Origin of the sequence: Echinicola salinicaeni (assembly GCF_014280965.1) — a bacterium.
In the GTDB taxonomy this organism is placed as follows: domain Bacteria; phylum Bacteroidota; class Bacteroidia; order Cytophagales; family Cyclobacteriaceae; genus Echinicola; species Echinicola salinicaeni.
This window is the reverse complement of the sequence record NZ_JACODZ010000009.1, coordinates 38700-56490: the sequence shown is the minus strand read 5'-3', so window position 1 is coordinate 56490 and position 17791 is coordinate 38700. Positions and strand designations below refer to the sequence as shown.

Annotated in this window: 8 protein-coding genes; 2 read left to right on the top strand and 6 right to left on the bottom strand. The window is 39.6% G+C overall.

Annotation, left to right across the window (positions count from 1 at the left end):
• Positions 1-16: 16 nt before the first annotated feature.
• The 6 genes from H7U17_RS17505 to H7U17_RS17480 form a co-directional block, all read right to left on the bottom strand.
• Positions 17-1525, bottom strand: a complete 1509-nt coding sequence (locus tag H7U17_RS17505; RefSeq protein WP_186758053.1) for a calcineurin-like phosphoesterase C-terminal domain-containing protein — start codon at positions 1523-1525, stop codon at positions 17-19.
• A gap of 3 nt (positions 1526-1528) precedes the next feature.
• Positions 1529-3370: an alkaline phosphatase gene (locus tag H7U17_RS17500; protein WP_186758052.1), complete on the bottom strand. Its 1842-nt coding sequence runs from the start codon at positions 3368-3370 to the stop codon at positions 1529-1531.
• A 102-nt stretch (positions 3371-3472) separates the two neighbouring features.
• A complete protein-coding gene (locus H7U17_RS17495) occupies positions 3473-5053 on the bottom strand; it encodes a RagB/SusD family nutrient uptake outer membrane protein (protein ID WP_186758051.1) in 1581 nt (526 codons plus the stop codon).
• A 21-nt stretch (positions 5054-5074) separates the two neighbouring features.
• A complete protein-coding gene (locus H7U17_RS17490) occupies positions 5075-8143 on the bottom strand; it encodes a SusC/RagA family TonB-linked outer membrane protein (RefSeq protein WP_186758050.1) in 3069 nt (1022 codons plus the stop codon).
• 175 nt (positions 8144-8318) lie between these two features.
• On the bottom strand, positions 8319-12035 hold the full coding sequence (locus H7U17_RS17485; RefSeq protein WP_186758049.1) for a helix-turn-helix domain-containing protein: 3717 nt from the start codon (positions 12033-12035) through the stop codon (positions 8319-8321).
• A 701-nt stretch (positions 12036-12736) separates the two neighbouring features.
• On the bottom strand, positions 12737-14248 hold the full coding sequence (locus H7U17_RS17480; protein ID WP_230981470.1) for a sulfatase: 1512 nt from the start codon (positions 14246-14248) through the stop codon (positions 12737-12739).
• A gap of 279 nt (positions 14249-14527) precedes the next feature.
• Between H7U17_RS17480 and H7U17_RS17475 the strand changes: the two genes are divergently transcribed.
• Together H7U17_RS17475 and H7U17_RS17470 are read left to right on the top strand one after the other, a co-directional pair.
• A complete protein-coding gene (locus H7U17_RS17475; RefSeq protein WP_186758048.1) occupies positions 14528-15007 on the top strand; it encodes a YchJ family protein in 480 nt (159 codons plus the stop codon).
• 74 nt (positions 15008-15081) lie between these two features.
• Positions 15082-17433, top strand: a complete 2352-nt coding sequence (locus tag H7U17_RS17470; protein WP_186758047.1) for a type IA DNA topoisomerase — start codon at positions 15082-15084, stop codon at positions 17431-17433.
• Positions 17434-17791: the final 358 nt, after the last annotated feature.

The following is a 17791-nucleotide window of genomic DNA, read 5'->3' as shown; positions in this document are numbered from 1 at the left end:
ATTATAGACTTTCTTATCACCTCCATAATAATTTATAAGCTTTAGCACTAAACCCAAAACGCTCATCATTGGCCTTGATAATAAGTTTATGAACACCCTGTGGCAAATCCTCTGGAATAGGCCATCGCCAAAGGTGCTGGCTCTTTCTTTGCACATCGGGGATCTTGCTTATGGGCAATGAACTGTATCTTCCCGCCTTTTGGTTGAAAATCATTCGCTGAAAGAAAGGATCCACCCCAGAATAGCTCTCCATCAATTGCCAAGTTCCTCCATCATCAAAACTGACCTTTACAACTGTTTCGGGAGCCGCGCCAAAAACATTGGCATAAATAAATGGTTCATTCAATTCATTAAGCAAGGTGTCCCATTCATAGTTTTGTGGGGTCCAAATATTCATTTGTGTTGACGAAGCTGCCCCAGAAACTTTATAACTTAGTTTCCGATCATCATTATTTTTTTCCATGATCCAATATCCTTTTGGAGTACCATCATACATAATTGCCCAAGGAGTACCTTGGAAATCATGAGGTCCTTGCCACCAAGCCCCACATACTGCTCCACCGACCAATTCATGGATGGCCGGTAAATCCGCTCTATCAAAATACCTGTGATACTGGGTATGGGTATGTCCAACAGCAAAAAAAACATCTTCAAAACCATCAAAAAGTGATAGTAGTTCAGCCCTGTTGACCACTTCTTCCAAAGGTATATGCATGGCCACATGAACACTTTTCTTACCAGAATAATGTCTCAATAAATTCCGTAGAAATGTCATTTGCTTTTCATCAACCCTTCCTTCATACTTCCTTCCCTCAATTGGATATATATTATTCAAAACAATGAATAACTCTTCACCATACTCAAAAGCATAGTAAGAAGGTCCAAAATAAGCATTGAAAGCATCATCTCGCTCATCCAATGCTTTGCCTCCAAAATTCAAATCATGGTTACCAATAGTGTAAAATACGGGCACACCTACCTTGCCTATTGTCTCAGCCAAGGGCTTGAAAATTTCCAGGTTATCAAAGGACAAATCCCCCAAAGGAATAATGAAGTCAGGCGGATTGGCCATCAATTCTTCAGTAACCAACCTACCCACATGATATACATCATCTATAATATCCACTTGAGGATCACCAAGCCAGGCCATACGGACCTTTCCTTCCTCTTCATGTGCATTTAATGGGAAATTCACCTTTCTATCCTTGGCTTCCCACTGATCACTAAGCACAAATGACAGTACCCTATTATCTTCAGAAAGGGGTGAAATGAAGCCAGAAGGCTTGATAATAAAAACAGGTTCCTTTCCGATAGCATTGATCGTATAATGCCCTTTTTCATCAGTAGAAACTATATCCCTACCATTGGATACCAATACATTTCTTATTCCTTTCTCCCCTAAGTCCTTTAATTGATTCCTGTTCTCATCATTATAAACATAACCTTCCAGCTGATCAATTTCTTGAGCAGAAACACTTAATTTCTGCCCAAACATTAATAGGAAGGCAAAAAAGTATCTTTTCATATCTTATTTTTCACTTTTATAATGATACTTTTTAACCAGCTTGGTGATTTTTTCAAAAATTGCAGTGTTTTCATAAACGCCAGTAAACTCATTAGCATGGGCACCATAAGCAAAAAGAGGCACCATAATTCCAGTATGGTCATGCGTGCTAAATTCAAACTCTACTTGCCCCTCTGCTAAACTTCCTTGTGGTAGAGTTACCCCTCCGGTTTCATGGTCAGCAGTGATCAAGACCAAAGTACCAGGATTTTCATCCGCATATTTGATCACCTCCCCAATAGCCACATCAAAATCTATTTCCTCTTCCACGACCATTTCAGCATCATTGATATGTCCTCCTGAATCGATCATAGCTCCTTCTATCAAAAGGAAAAATGGGGCTTCTTTGCTATCCAAAAAAGCCAAAGCATTCTGCGCTGCCTGTAAGAGATAACCAGACCTACCATTGGTCACTTTTGGCAAGCCCTGGATACTGGCAAAATAGCCGATTCGGGCTTGGTCAGATTGGGCTATTTCTCCTAATGATTTGGCCATAACAAAACCTGATTGCTCTAAATCTTTAATATAGCTTCTACCACCCGATACAAAATCATTTTTCCCTGCGCCAACAAACAAATTCAATTGGCTTTTACTCAAATCCTGAGCAATTCCTCCAATCATTCCCCTGTCCTTGCGATGAGCATAAAAGGAAGATGGAGTAGCTCCAGTAACATGATCAGTAGTTACAATTCCGCTGTTAAAATTATATTGTCTGAGCAATTCAGGAAGATTTTGTAAGGGCGTATCATTTACAGAATAACCAATAGCCCTGTTATTGACTTTTTCGCCAGTGGCCAAGGCAGTCGCACCAGCTGCTGAATCCGTAGTAAAATCATCTGCCGCCTGCGTCTTGACCAAGCCAATATGGTTCAACTGTGTGAGGGTCAGTTCACCTCCATTGGCATACATGCCAGCTGAAATATGAGCAAGTCCATTGCCATCCCCTACCATCAAAATGATTTGTTTTATTGGCTCCTCTTGTCCATCTACAAGATATTGTGGCTGGTAAATTTCATGTTGATGCTTGCTTCCCACCACATTGCTTGGCATCTTTCGAAGATATTCATAGGCTTTGTTCGGTTGATCGGTATTGATATAATCTATTCCCAAATCAAAAAATGCTTTCCAAGCCGTTTTGCTGTCTGGTGCACCCCAGAACCTGATGGGCCTATTGGCATTATGGACCTGTTGAACTAATTCCTTGAGCACTTTTTCCTCTTCAGCTACCAATCTTCCCTTTCCATTCCAGCTTGAATATCCACTATAAGGAAGACTTATCAAGGCTATTTTATCCCACGGCAAATCACGGGGCAAATCTGTACTTTGAAAATCAAATTGGATAAGGTCTGAATATTTTGAATAATCATTTGGGTCTGGTCTGCTTCCCGAGACAACCACCTGAACTCCGTCTTTGGAACCATCAGAAAGAATATCCCTGTAATTTTCAAGCATCTCTTCCAAAACTTCCATAGTAGCATAGGCTTCCGTTTTGATATCGACTAAAAGTTGAAAGTCCATGGAAGGTTCAAGGCCCAGTTGAGCAGCTTTCCTAATAGGTTCCAGATAAAGGCTTTCCAGGGTCCGGCCTGCTTTTACACTTTCCTTTTCATGAGCCACCATCAATTGACCATCCACCAATAATACATCAGCCTCGATCGAAGCACAATGGTTGGAAAAAGCAGTCCAAAAAGGTACGTTTTGAAGGTAATCATTATGCGAATGCAACTTAAAAAGTGGACCTTCTTGGGCTGTTAATTGAAAGGACCAAAAAAAGCACAAAAGTGCCAGAAAATTTCTGATGTTCATATGAAGTTTCTTTACGACAAACTAATTCTAATATACTACATTTTTAAACTAGGAAAGGAGACTACTGTCATAGTCTCCTCTGTAAGAATTGATATATTCAACTTACCATCCTTTATTTTGGGATATCCCAGAGGAATTAATCACCCTGTTAGGAATAGGCCAAACATGCATTACCTCAGGGTCAAAGTCCCTAGCTGGCCATATTTCTTCCACATTATAAGGAGAATCTGGATCGGCTTTATCCGTATGCATTCTTCCATACAATGGCTTACTGTAGACTTCTTCGGCATCTCCCCATCTTACCAGGTCATAATGTCTATTAGCAAATTCCCCAGCTAGCTCAACCCTTCTTTCGTGCTTTAGATCATCAATGGTGGCATTCGACTTCGGCGCTAAACCAGCTCTCTCTCTGACCATATTTAATGGGGCATCTCCATTTAAGCCCTGCATGATTAATGCTTCTGATTTCATCAATAGGACTTCTGCATATCGAAGTAATGGAACATTATAGATCGTTGTAGGATCATTACCGTTTGAATTAATATAGGTTCCTATCGGATCTTCAAACTGGTATTCATACAAGTATTTATTGAACTGAAGACCTGAAAGAGAGTTTTCAGATTGGTATTTCTTGGTTTCCCCAAAGAACTTAAACTCATCCCCGAATTTCAATATTGTAACTTCTCTTCTATGGTCACCAGTTTCATATTCTTCATAAAGATCATTGGTAGGCATATAATACCCCCAACCATTATACTTGCCCCAACCTTTGTTTTCAAGAGATACACCAGGTAATTTACTTCCACCATTCACACCAGAAACAACAGACCAAATATATTCTGGTCCCCAGTTATTCAAGTGGCTATGCAGCATTCTGAAATCTTCCTCAGGATTGTCCGTATCGTAAAGCGCCCTGCCAGAACCAGAATTGGCCACCATATCGGCATAGGTTACAACGTCAGCATACTTAGATGCATCATATTCAGCCCAGTACAGATAGGTTTTAGCCATATAGGCCAAGGCCGCATCTTTGTGGGCCCTACCTTTATCTTCCGCACTATATGAGGTAAAAAGAGGCAATAAATCCGCCGCTTTTTTCAAATCTTCTACGATCTGAGCATAATTATCAGTTACACTAGCAGGTCGACTATAACTTCCTGCATCATCCAACATATTTTCCTCAGTAACGATAGGTACACCACCACTCACATCATCACCATAGGTATGCGCCAACCAGAAATAATGGAATGCTCTCATAAAATAAGCCTCTCCCAACAATCTGTTTTTCAAACTTTCAGTTAAGTCCATATTAGGCACATTGAGCAAAATATCATTGGCCCTGCGAATGATTTTATAACTCTGAGGGTACATCCAATAGGTATAGCCTTCATCTCCGGTCAAGTTAAAGTTTTTGATATTGTCTGCTGTGGAATTTATCCTTCCTGTGACCATATCATCAGAGGCATTGATATACCAGAAAAAACCTCTGGAAAACATATCCTCATCCTTCATATAGAAATACAAGCTATTGGCAGCTTCTATGGCATCCTGCTCATTTTGAAAGAAGTTTTGGTAAGAAGTGCTGCCCAGTGGTTCGAGATTAGTAAAATCATCGGAGCAACTGCTCAAGGAGCCTAGTCCCAAAGCAAGCGCTGTAGATATTTTAAATATGGTATTTTTCATCTTGTTGTCTTTTTTATTGAATTAAAGGGTTAGGGAAAGACCTGCGGTAAAAGTTTTTGGAAGTGGATATTTGGCCACATCCAAGCCTTTTCCTCCCACTTCTGGATCCATACCACTATATGGGGTAATGGTAAACAAGTTTTCTGTAGAGAAATACAGTCGTAAATTGCTGTTCTTTGCCACATTTTTAAGCAATGTGGATGGGAAGGTATAACCTATGGTCAGGTTCTTCATTCTTAGGTAGGAAGCATCTTCCAAATACCAACTTGATGAGGTTCCAAAGTTTCTATTATCATCTTTGGTCGACAATCTTGGAATTTCTGTATCTGTATTTTCTGGTGTCCAAGCATCCAATACCCTATTGTCCAAATTATAACCTGATTGGGAAGCGTTCAAGACAGTAAACTTATAACCATTGAATACTTTTACCCCAGATACACCCTGTAGAATAATATTAGCATCAAACCCCTTATAATCAAGACTTAGGTTAAACCCATAAGTGAAGTCAGGTAAATAACTATCCATAAACACACGGTCCTCATCAGAAATCTTACCATCATTATTTACATCCTGGAATTTAAAATCACCAGGTTGAGCATTCGGTTGGATCAACTGTCCATCTTTACTATAAGCATCAATTTCAGCTTCAGACTGGAAGATTCCTAAATATGGTACCAGGTAAGTAGCATAAAGCGGCTGGCCAACCATAGACCTGTAAGGAGTCAAAGTGCTTCTCACATTATCATTATGGGCAATGAAATCAATATTGCTATTATTGTAACCGTCTAGATTGATTAGCTCATTGTCCAACATACTGAAGTTGGCTCGTGCACCGAAGTTCAACTCTCCAAATTGGTCAAAATATCCAGCAGAAAACTCAAGTCCCTTGTTTCTAACCTGCCCTCCATTTACATCCGCAGCAGAAGTTCCTTGGTGTAGGTCTTCAAGCCCTGGCAAAATCATTCCCTTGGTAGTTTTGATAAAGTAATCCAAGGTCAATTCCAACTTGTTATTCAATAGGTTGGCATCTAAACCGAAGTTGGAAGATTCAGATATTTCCCATTTCAGATTGGGGTTAGACTGCTGATTAGCAAAAACAGCTTTATAATCATATGTTGCCCCTTCACCCAATACCACGGTTTGGGTGCCCATAGGTACGTCAAAGGAATAGTAACCTACGGAATTGATATTACCTATCTGCCCCCAAGAAGCCCTCATTTTCAAGTTATCGAACAAACTACTTTTGAAGAAGGCTTCATCAGAAATTTTCCAAGCACCTGAAACAGAAGGGAAAAAGCTATCCTGATTATCTATCGCCAATCTTGAAGTTTCATCTCTTCTGATACTGGCAGAAATAAAATATCGTCCATCATAATTATACATGGCCCTTCCAATGGCTGAAGTCAAAGCATCCTCATAAACACTGGTCTCTGGAGTCAAGAATTCAGAAGCATTACTCATGTATTGGTTAAATGGCTCTTCACTACTAAAGCCCCTACCCTCCTGAAAATAATATTCGTATTCTGTAAACTGGGAAGAATAGACCGCTGTCAAATTCAAATCATGCTTTCCAAAAATTCTTTGATAAGAAACTTGATTATCCCATATCCAACGATTGGTGGATGAATTGCTCTGATACAGATAATTCTGAAGATTAGTCCTTCCCAATTCGGGAATCCGTGGGCTAAATCTCTTATTCTCTGTATTGGTCAAATTATAACTGAAGGTACTTCTAAATGACAAACCAGGAATAATCTCATAATTCAAGTAAGTATTGGTATTGATATGGTTTACAGGGTTATTGGAGGTAGGTCTCAACAATAATCCCATAGGGTTGTAAACATCACCATAGGTACCTGCGAACTGGGAAAGCTCATAAGGTACTACACCGTGAAACTCACCGGCATCATCATATACAGGAGCTGCAGAAGGCATATACAAGGCATTAATAATACTTCCTGAATAGGAACTGCTTGAATTGGTCCCTACAGCGTTAGATCGGGAAATGTAAATATTTTCTCCAAGGGTAACTTTATCAGAAAGGTAAAAATCAGACTTCAATCGGATGGAATATCTTTCAAATTCAGTTCCCTGAAGCAAACCTTCCTTGTTCATATACCCCAAAGAGGCCATATAGCTAGCAGACTCGCCTGCCCCACTCACATTGACATTGGCATTATAGATCGCAGCATTTCTAAAGATCGCATCCATCCAATTGGTCCTGGTAGTTTGGCCCCAAGGGTTTTGGTTGGCATCATGTGCTGCTTGACGAGCTGCACCGGCATTATCTGCGGCAAGATTATATACATCTGCTTGCTGCTTAGCATTCAGAGGGGTTGGCAAATTACTGGCTTTTTGAATACCAGTGTAAAAATCAAGACTTACCTTAGGTTTACCATATTCACCTTGCTTGGTAGTAATTACAATTACTCCTGATGCTGCTTGGGCACCATAAATGGCCGCTGCGGCAGCATCCTTCAATATGGATACAGACTCGATATCGTTAGGGTTAATTGGAGGACCATAGTAAGGCATTCCATCCACTACTGTCAATGGCCTTTCATCAGCAAGTGACCCATAACCACGAATCACTACCATTCCTTCTTGGGAAGGATCACCACCTTGTTGTAGTACTGTTACCCCAGGGACATTACCCTGCAAGAAGTCATTTAGATTGGCAACTGGCCTGCTGGACAATTTGTCTAAACCAGATACCGAAGATACCGATGAGGTGAGGTTTTCCTTCTTGGAAGTACCATATCCTATCATCACTACTTCATCAAGATCATTTACCGCTTCTTCAAGTAAAACATTCAATTCAGTAGAACCGCTAAATGAAATGGTTTGGGATTGCATCCCTATAAAAGAAATGGTCACGGTCCCTTCTGAAGAAGTTAATGACAAAGAAAATTTACCATCTACATCAGTAGTGGTACCTTGATTGCTGTTTCCATCAGGAATAACTGTAGCTCCTGGAATGGGAAAATTGTCAACTTTGCTGAGCACAGTCCCCTTAATAATGGTTTGGGCATTTACCCCCATTACAAGAAGAAAACTCAGCACAAATAAGGTGTAAAAAGATTTTTTCATTTGGCTAGTTTTAGATTGTTGATAGATCAAAACTAGCGCAATTCAATACCTATAAGGTGGACAAATATTTCAATAAGTTGGACAAATCATACTCAAAACCCTCCTATTCTGACTGTTTTGGGGTATTTTCCCTTCAGCAACATTGCCTTAACAATAGGGTATTTTTAAGATAAATTTAGAGCACTTCCTCGGGCTGCTGAAAATGCTTGGGAGATTTGCCAAAATGTCTCTTGAAGAGCTTACTGAAATATTTAGGATCGTTAAATCCACAGGCAAAACTAACTTCTGAAATATTCATTTTATTTTTAAGTAGCAACTTTTGGGCTTTTTCCAGCTTTAAGCTAATGATCAAGTCAGAAGGAGAAGTGCCCAGGACCTCTTTAAAGACCCGGTAGCATTTTATTTTACTAATGCCCAATTCATCACTTAAAGTCTCCACCTTAAAATCACCATTGGAAAGCTGCTCCCTTATAATCTTCACACCCTCTTTAACTAATTTTTCATTGGGGCTGGTATAAGCATTATCCTCATTATCAGGCAAGGTGGAAAGTATATTCCGCTCAGATTTATATCGTTGCAGGTTATTAAGCTGGGTAGCTATTTTCTTCATTATAAAACGGCTACTTGCGGGTAACTGAATGAAGGTCTCTACTCCCAAATCCATCAACTTATCCAGAAAGCCCACTTCAATGGTATCGTATATATAAATCACAGGAATATCAATCTTTTGGCCTCCCTTGACTTTGATCGCATCGATCAAGTCCACGATATGCTGACTAATTTTCTCATTATATATGATCAGGGCATCAATCTTGGCATTACGGATAGCTGAAACCACCATTTTCACCTCCTCTTCCACAATAATATCAAAATCATCATTATGGATAATCTTCACAAGCGAATCAGACTCATACTTTTTACCCAATAAAATCACATGGTGCTTGTTTGGATCCAATTGCTCACCAAGGTTTAAATGCTTCCAATGTTTGATATTAAGCTTTTCAGGAGTCCTATTAAAGGCCTGTACAGGGATTCCCACTTTAATGATCAAGTTCTCGTCTTTGATTTCATGGGAAATCTGACCAGATAGGGATTTAAGCAGTTGAATGGAGCTTTTCCAATAAGGACTGTATTTTTCAATCTCATCCATATTGTGAACTAATAATTGGCTGGAAACCTTCAAGCCCACATTGATTCCATTTTCACTGGAATGAGCATCGATTTCCAACCCGGCCCCTTCTTCCATATACTTTTTCATTTCGCGGAGCAGGTATTGCCAAAAAAGCTTGAACTTAAACACATCCATTTCGATCCACTGATCACTGAGCTGGTAATTCTCCTTAATAGAAATTCCATGTTGCTCAAATTGTGGAAGCATGTTTTTCACTACACTTTCCATTAGATCAGCAGCAATTGTCAGGGACTTACCTCCTGTATCGATTTGATCCAATTTGGTGAGTTTATCCCATTCCTTCACCTGGTTCATCATCTGCTCCACCAATCCCATTACAGTCTCTTTTCCAGATTTACTATGGGTCCTCAGGGTTTCCAAGGTTTCTTTTAGTTCTGACAGTGGAAGTTTAAACTGTCCCAACATATAGTTTCTGAATTTTTCAATCTCAAAATCGGCATCTTTATGCCTTTGATGCAAAGCCAAAAGAGCCTCCTTTTGGTGATTGATCTCCCTGTTCTTAAGATCTAGGTCCCGGTTGATTTTTTCCAACTTGGCCTTCTGCTCCCTGATCAATTGGGTACGCTCCTCAATTTTTCTCTGAAGCAACGCTTGGTTGGCCTTGTTCCTATTATTTCTCCATATCAAGATCATTGTAAGCAAAAACAGCAAAGCGGCTACCCACAAAATTGGATAATGCCAAATTGGTTTGGGCACTGCAAAATCCATCGAAATATAGCTCTCAGGATTTAGTTCAAGGGAATTCCTTACCAAAATACTATACTGTCCGGCCGATAGGCCTTCAATAAATATCCTATTATCCGCTCCCAAATCAGTCCAATTGCCCTGACCAGGAATTAATTTGTATTGAAGTCTATTCTGAGGACTCTTGGTAAAAGCTATCGGCAGGACCTCCACTTCCAAAGTTCCACTAGAAAGCAAAGATTCCCAAACCTGTTCTTTGGGTCTTTCTATGGACAAGAGAGGCAAATCGTCTTTGAGGTCCAAACTATTAGGATGAAAATAATTCAAGCCATTCACCCCACCAAAGAACATCATTCCCCTGTCACTTTTATAGAATGCCCCTTCTGAAAATTCGGCCCCTTGCCAACCTTCGTCAGCTGCCAAAGTCCTTACCGTAAAATCATTTTTATCAATTCTGGCTATTCCATTAGTAGTACTTAACCACATATACTTTTCACTGGGCAGGACTGCGTAGACGAATTGACTTTTTAAGCCATCATACTGGTCAATATTTTTTATCACCCCCTTTTCTGGATCATAAATGCTTACTCCCCCAAGAGTGGCTACCCAAATATTTCCAGATCCCTTATCCTCGCTCAAGGCATATATACTATTGCTTAATAATCCTTCATTATTGCTCACTTTTCTGATTTCTCCTTCCCCAAAAATGATTAAACCATCATTTTCAGTGGCCAGATATAAAGCATTGTTTGCCTTTATAATTTGACGGATATTTAAGGTATTCAATTCATTTTGTCCGCTAAAAGACACAAATTGATCTGTACTTAAATCATATTTTGCCAAACCACCCCAACAAGCTATCCAAATACAATTTTCTTCTTTGTCCTCAAAAAAGTCATAGTTCCTATCATTAGGAAAATTGGCTATGTTTTCACTTTTGAAAAATTCAACATTGAAATCTGTATCTACTCTGGCAATGCCTGCATAGGTCCCAACCCAAACCCTGCCCAAATGATCTGTGAACAGGCTCCTTATTCTTTTCCAATCCTCATCTTCTGCACTTAGTTTAAGCGGAAAGCTTTTGAATTGCCCAGACTCATTATCATTAATAAATAAGCCAGAATTATAAAAACCCAACCAAACGCTTCCGGATTGGTCTTGGGATATTGCCCTGATTGTTTCTTGAGGAAGTTCGGGATTATCCCTAGGATGGGGATATACGGAATAGACCTCATTAGAATTTTTAAAGGCCATACTAATACCACCATCTTTCAAGCCCAACCAAATGTTTCCAAACACATCCTCATTGATGGCACATACCTCATTACTTTTAAGGCTATATGGATTTGAAAGGTCTGTCTTATAGTTATCGAATTCCAAATCGGAAATTGAGGCCGATTCATTGGGCAATACGAAAAGCCCATGTTTTAATGTGGCATACCATACCTGACCTTTAGAATCTGTATGGGTATCTAAAATTTCAACATAGGGGTATTTCCGGAGCAATAACTGCTTGAGTCGACTCTGAGTGTCTTCTTTTAATTCACAGTTTTGACAAACTTTAAATTTTCCATCTGCATATGCATAATAATCCTCTTGCACCTTAACAACTACAGTTCCATCTTGATTTAGACCCAACTCATTGACAGTACTGTTAAAGTAAAAATTCTTAAATTGATCTCCCTTTTTTAAACTTACTGCATTGGTACTGGACTGCAGCCATAAGTTAGAGGAGCTGTCCAATAATAACTCTGAAATAAAATTCCCCGATATAGAAGTGCTGTCCTCAGCATTATGTTTATAAACCTTGAAATTGCTTCCATCAAAATAATTAAGTCCATCCCAACTTGCAATCCACAAGCCTCCTGATTCATCATTGACAATTTGGTTGATAGAATTATTGGAAAGTCCCTCTTCTACCTGATAGGTTTTAAATTTTAGATTTTGACCATATGCAATATGGAAATTAATAATGAGGCAAATAAAGCTGGTTATTAATAATTTCAATTGTTTCATTCCAAGGGGCTAATCAATTAATTATACTGTAAAAAAAGTATTGACTGTTTGGCTAAATGCAATCTCTAACATATCCTAAAATCATATATCATAATAGGTTTTAGCCTTATAAATACTTTAGCAATCTTATAGTTTTGGTCATATAAAAGGATACCAGACGTAAGGATGATCAGTTAACCTACTCGCTCCTGTTTATAATCATCTCAATCGTTGAAATCCTTATAGCATCATGATGGATGCTGAACATTGAATATTGGGGATTTATGAAAATACAAAATTATTCAGAAAACGCTCGAAACAATTCAAATAAAGATTATCAATGCGTTAAGTTTTATCAACAATAACCTGGACAAACGTTATTTTAGTAGATAATTAAATCTATATTCTGATTAATACGCTTATCCGAATTTATGCCAGTAAGAAGGCATCCTAAAACGGTTAGAAAAACAGATAGCATTCCACCTCATACCACAAAAAATCATCACTTCCGAAGTGAAGAAGAACAAGGATAATTTAGCCAGGAACAGTTTTAAACTACACCTAGCTTTATAAACAAAAGAGAGATTTTAAATCCCTCTAAATTTGCTATTCGGGATTTAAAATCCCGAATAGCTTTTATAGCTGCTCTAGATTTGCAATCCAGAGCCATGTTAAATTGAATAAGCCTCAGTACCCTAGGTGGATTCAATAAAAACCAGCGGCTATTCATAGATTCCCGTATTTCCCTGCTCCCAAAGCGGCATTAATTGCTCGACTATATCTGAGTTTTGTTCGGCAATATTCACGGTCTCATTGGGATCATTCTTATGATCATAAAGTTCTATTTTTGGCTCTTGATCCCTATAATATTTACTCAATCTGTATTCGGGTGTCCTTAATGAAATTCCATTTCTAAAATAACCATAGGCTGTATTCCTCCATTCCTCCCAATCAGGGTTTTCCATTAAAGGAACCATACTTTTTCCATCCAATGGATAGTCGGTTTTCACCCTCATCAAATCCATCAAAGTAGGATAAATATCAACGGTACTAACGATTTTCTCAATTTCCTGAGCTTCCACTTTGGGATGCTTAACCATCAAAACACTTTTCAGGCCATTCTCAAAAATGGTATGCTTGCCCCAAACCAATTGGTCTCCCAAATGCCAGCCATGATCTCCCCAAACCACTACTACCGTATTCTCATCCAATCCCAAACGCTCCAGTTCATTCAAAACTTTTCCCACTTGGGCATCCACATAGCTAACAGCTGCTAGATAACCATGACGAAGTTTTCTGGCGTAAGCATCAGAAACTTTATGGTCCAAGCCTGCTTTTTCTTCACCTAGAGCGTATTGATTAAGTTCACCACTCTCTAATAAACTGGCTTTGGAGGAATTTTCAGGAATAGCTGCAAATGGGGCCAAGGGAATATCTTCCTCCTTATAAAGGTCCCAATATTTTTTGGGAGCAGTAAAAGGTAAGTGAGGCTTGAAAAAACCTACTCCCAAAAAGAAGGGTTCACCATCTTTCTTGGATTTTAGTTCTTTTAATTTTTTTATGGCCAAATTAGCTGTCAGGCCATCAGGATAACCCTCATCTTCAACAGCGGCTGATTCGTAAGGCTTTACCTGCTTGTTCATACCATTTCTATTGCTTCCATCTGCATAACCAAAAAAAGCATTATGGCCAGTACCCCATTTCCCTGCATCCAATAGCATTTCATCCCAACTATGAGGCAATTCCAACTGGTTGCTTTTTGGGTCCATATAGCCATAAACATAACCATCCGGATGATGTGAAATTTTCCCGATCCCTACCGTATAATATCCATTTCTCTTCAGCTGATGGACAAAGCTTTCAGGCAGCTCTCCTTCAGGCTTTCCAGCAATTTTATTTGCTGCCGCCTGATTACTCAAATCGCCCTTATTTTTGGGCAATTGACCGGTCAACAAACTATACCTGGAAGCGCCACAAGTGGGAACGGTGACATAATGATTTTTAAACAAACTGCTTTGCCCAGCCAATTTATCCAGATTGGGTGAATGCACATAATCCTTTCCATATGCCCCTAATTCGGGTCTTAAGTCATCAATAGCGATGAAAAGGACATTCATAGGAAGGTCCTTCTTCTCTTGACAGGATAGGGTCAAAAGCATTATTAATCCTAAAAGGACATTTTGCTTGATTAGCTCATAGGGTAAAAAATTCAATTTTCTCAATTTAGCAGGCATTTGGTTTTATAATGTTCAAAATTAGAGCATAAAAATCATGGTATTATTTTAGTTCACAAAATAAATACAGATTTAAAAACCGTTCTCTCCTTCTACAAGCAAAATTTGTTTCCCTATAAATGATCCTCTTTCAATTTTCTCTTGCCTTAACCAACAAGTTTTCAGTGACATCCAAATCCATCTGTAAGTTCATTTTTAATTTTCACCCAGCACATTCTTTAATCCCTAATATCAATGGATATCTTTGTATCAATTTTCCAGTTAAAAAAAACATCGGATATGACAGATTGCTATTGCGGATCAGGAAGGCCCTTTCAGGATTGCTGCGGACCAATAATTGGATCCAAAGCTGCTCCTACAGCTGAAGCTTTAATGCGATCCAGGTATGCTGCTTATTGCATTGCTGATGCTGCATATATCCACCAAACCGCCCATCCCAAGGTACAGGATCAATATAGGTTTGAGGATATTCAAAACTGGGCCAAAGAAAACCAATGGACTAAACTGGAAATCATTCAAACTGAAAAGGGCCGTTCTTCAGATAAGGAAGGAATAGTTGAATTTAAGGCACACTTTATCGCTGCTGATGGCAAAGCTCATATCCATCATGAAAGATCAGTATTTCTAAAGGAAGACGGAAAATGGTTTTACTTGGAGGGTAGTTATCCAAAATCTGCCCCAATCCAATCCAATAAAATTTCCCGTAACGATCCTTGCCCATGCGGAAGTGGCAAGAAGTTCAAAAAATGTTGTGGCTAACCATTATAGTTCTTTATTTTTAACCCAATCAATTTATTCATCAGGCCATCTTCAAGTCCTGTTTTCCCATTTCCATGAAAGTTTGTATCGCCGAGAAACCCAGTGTAGCCAAAGAGATTGCCCAAGTCCTAGGGGCCAATGCCAGAAAGGATGGATATTTTGAAGGTAATGGCTACCAGGTTACCTGGACCTTTGGACATTTCTGCACCCTTTACCCGCCTGAAGATTATGATACCAGCTGGAAAAGATGGGACCTTTACACTTTACCCATGTTGCCCAAGAGGTTTGAAACCAAGGTCATTGAGGATAGCGGCGTAAAAAAGCAGTTTAAGGTTATCCAACAGTTATTTAAAAAAGCTGAATTAGTCATTAACTGTGGTGATGCCGGTCAAGAAGGAGAGCTTATCCAACGTTGGGTGATGAAACAGGCTGAATATAAAGGGCCTGTTCAGCGGTTATGGATTTCTTCGTTAACTACAGACTCCATTCAATCAGGCTTTGATAATTTAAAACCCGCTGAGGATTTTGATAATCTTTTCTATGCGGGCAGCTCCAGGGCCATTGGTGATTGGCTCTTGGGTATGAATGCGACAAGACTTTATACCCTCAAATACGGTGGTTATAAACAGGTGCTTTCCATTGGCAGGGTTCAAACTCCTACCCTTGCCATGTTGGTCCAAAGACACCATGAAATAGAGCACTTCAAGCCAGAACCTTATTGGGAGCTTCAGACCCTTTACCGAGAAACCAAGTTCAGCAGCACTGAAGGAAAGTTTTTCAAAAAAGAAGACGGAGAAAAGCTGCTTGAGCAAGTTAGCGGCAAGGACCTGTTTATTACTGATATTGAGAAAAAGGAAGGCAAAGAATATGCTCCAAAGCTCTTTGACCTGACCAGTTTACAAGTTTATTGCAACAATAAGTTTGGTTTTACTGCCGACACCACACTTAAATTGGTGCAGAAACTTTATGAAATGAAAGTGGTCACCTACCCTAGGGTGGATACCACCTTCCTGCCCAACGATATGTACCCTAAGGTGCCTGAAATATTAAAAGGACTCAGTGATTATTCCCAATATACCGAACCCTTATTGGGAAAAAAGATCAGAAAATCCGCTAAGGTCTTCAATGACAAAAAGGTGACCGACCACCATGCCATCATCCCGACCGGTGAACAAAAGCCCTTGCCCAATGCAGAGCAAAAGGTTTATGATATTATTGTCCGACGTTTTATTGCCGTATTTTACCCTGATTGTAAAGTAGCCAAAACTTCGGTAAGCGCAGCCGTAGAAACCGTCACCTTTCAAGCCAAAGGAAAGGAAATCCTAGAGGAAGGTTGGAGAGTACTCTTTCCCAAGGAGTCCAAGAAAAACAAGGAAGATGATGATAAGGAAGACGAGGAAGGCATCTTACCGTCCTTTGATAAAGGTGAGCATGGACCACATGAACCTTCTTTTATAGAAAAGACCACCAAGCCCCCAAAGAACTATACCGAGGCCTCACTATTGCGTGCCATGGAAACTGCCGGTAAGCAGGTAGAAGACGAAGAACTCCGGGATCTCATGAAAGCTAATGGGATAGGAAGACCGTCTACCAGGGCAAGTATTATAGAAACGCTTTTCAGAAGGAAGTATATAGAAAGAAGAAAAAAGCAGGTGGTTCCTACAGAAATGGGCATTCAGCTGATCGGTACCATCCAAAATGAACTGTTAAAATCTGCAGAGCTTACCGGACAATGGGAAAAACAACTGAAGGAAATCGAGGAAGGTGAATTCAGTGCCATCAAGTTTATCCATAATATGAAAAAAATGGTGGCCGAGCTTGTACAAGAAGTCCGTTTGGAAACCGGCAAACCTAGGCTGGCAGCTCCTGAAGCCTTTGCAGCCAAGCCAAAAGCGACCAATAATAACACCACAGCTAAAACTTCCACGGCTTCCAATAGCAAGAAAAGTGCTAAAAGCATTGAAGAGGTCGTTTGTCCAAAATGTAATCAAGGCCGTATCATCAAGGGAAAATCTGCCTATGGTTGTAGCAACTGGAAATCAGGATGTAATCTCCGCCTACCTTTCAAGTTTTTAGAGAAAAAACTAACAGACAAACAAGTCCAAAGACTGATTGAAAAAAAGGCCACTACCAAATTGAAAGGATTCATGTATAGTGGTCAAAAAACAGATGGTATTATTAAGCTAAGGGATGATTTTCAGCTTGAGTTTGAGTCAAAAGACAGTAAGCCAAAGGAAGCGGATACCAATAAAATGCCTGCCTGTCCAAAATGCAAAAATGGCACCATTATCAAAGGAAAGACAGCCTATGGCTGCAGCAATTGGAAATCAGGATGTGACTTTAGGTTTGCTTTTCAGGATATCAAGACAAAGGCCAATGGCAGGCCATTGACTAAAAAGCTTGTTCTTGAAATCATCAGCAGCTAAATAAGAGTGCAATAGCAGACATCTAATCAAGCTTATCTTATTTCCAAGCCTTAATCACTCCATATTACTTCATAAAATTGGTTCTATATGATTTACTGTGGGTAACTTTTACTTTGTTTACCAAATTTTAGAGTGACTTTCACCTCATTCCATTTGTTACTTTTTTCCTACAGGTGAAAAAAGTAACCAAAAAACCCCGCCGCTATACATCTATTGTGCTAAAACTAAAGCCCGCCCTAATGCAGGCAAACTCCTCTTTCATAGCTGCCTGCCACCTCTTTGTTCAGCATTTCGTCAGACCTGCCTCGCCGGTCAGGCAGGCAAGCCTGCCTTCTTGCTTACCCACTTCTTTAATTTC